Annotated in this window: 1 protein-coding gene and 1 pseudogene; both read left to right on the plus strand. The window is 60.0% G+C overall.

What is annotated here, in order from left to right; all coding sequences use genetic code 11:
- Positions 1 to 207: pseudogene (locus B9P63_RS19505) on the plus strand (IS21 family transposase); the annotation flags it as partial.
- Between the two features lie 25 nt (positions 208 to 232).
- Positions 233 to 1,015: an IS21-like element helper ATPase IstB gene (gene istB, locus B9P63_RS18450; RefSeq protein WP_085311566.1), complete on the plus strand. Its 783-nt coding sequence runs from the start codon at positions 233 to 235 to the stop codon at positions 1,013 to 1,015.
- The last annotated feature ends 100 nt before the right edge of the window (positions 1,016 to 1,115 follow it).

The raw sequence follows: 1,115 nt of genomic DNA on the forward strand, positions 1-1,115 counted from the left end.
GCCCTCGGCGTGCTCAGCCTCCAGCGCCAGTTCGGGGCCGAGAGGTTGGAAGCGGCCTGTGATCGCGCCCTGACAGTCGGGACCGTCTCATATGCCTCAGTGCGTTCCATCCTCGTCACAGGGCTGGACCGGGCTCCGGAACCGCCGGAACCAATCACCGCCACCCCAGCCCACGGCAACATCCGCGGCGCTGGCTACTATCAGTAACCCCCAGCACAAAAAGGATCATCACATGCTGACACATCCCACCCTCGAGCAGATGGCTGCACTTGGCCTGACAGGCATGGCAGACGCCTGGAAGGCGCTCGCCGAACAGGACCCGGGTCAAGCCCTTGAGCGTAACGAATGGCTTGGTCTCATGCTCGACCGTGAAGCTTCGGCACGGGCCGATAAACGCTTCAGCAACAGGCTGCGGAATGCGAAGATGCGCTTCCCCAACGCCTGCATCGAAGACGTCAACTTCGCCGCCAGCCGGGGGCTCGATCGCCGTCAGGTCCTCGCGCTCGCGCAGGGCGAATGGATCAAGGCAAAGGAGCAGATCATCCTCACCGGCCAGACCGGTACCGGCAAAACCTGGCTGGCCTGCGCCTTCGGGCAGCAAGCTGCGCGCCTAGATCACACCGTGCTTTATGTCCGCATGCCCCGCCTGTTTGAGGACATGGCCATGGCCCGCCTCGATGGACGCTTCCCGAAGCTGGTCGATAAGCTGGCACGCGTCCAACTGCTCATTCTCGACGACTGGGGGACCCACGGGCTCACGGACCAGCAGCGTCTCGATCTACTCGAACTCTTCGAGGAACGTTACCAAAGGCGCTCTACAATCATTACCGCCCAACTGCCCGTCTCAGGCTGGCACGACATGATCGGCGAACCCACAATCGCAGATGCCATCATGGACCGAATTGTTCACAATGCCCACCGCATCGAACTCAAGGGAGACAGTATGCGTAGAAAGGATCAAAACGAGAACTTGACCCACATGGAAAACCGCGAAACGATGCCATCAGAAACATAACTGCAGGCAGACGATCAGCCGCGCCCGAACTGTCCGGTAATTACTGAAATGGCTGTCCGGGATTTAGCGAAATAGCTGTCCGGTAATTCTGAAATCCGCA

Origin of the sequence: Planktotalea arctica (assembly GCF_002105285.1) — a bacterium.
GTDB classification, from domain to species: domain Bacteria; phylum Pseudomonadota; class Alphaproteobacteria; order Rhodobacterales; family Rhodobacteraceae; genus Planktotalea; species Planktotalea arctica.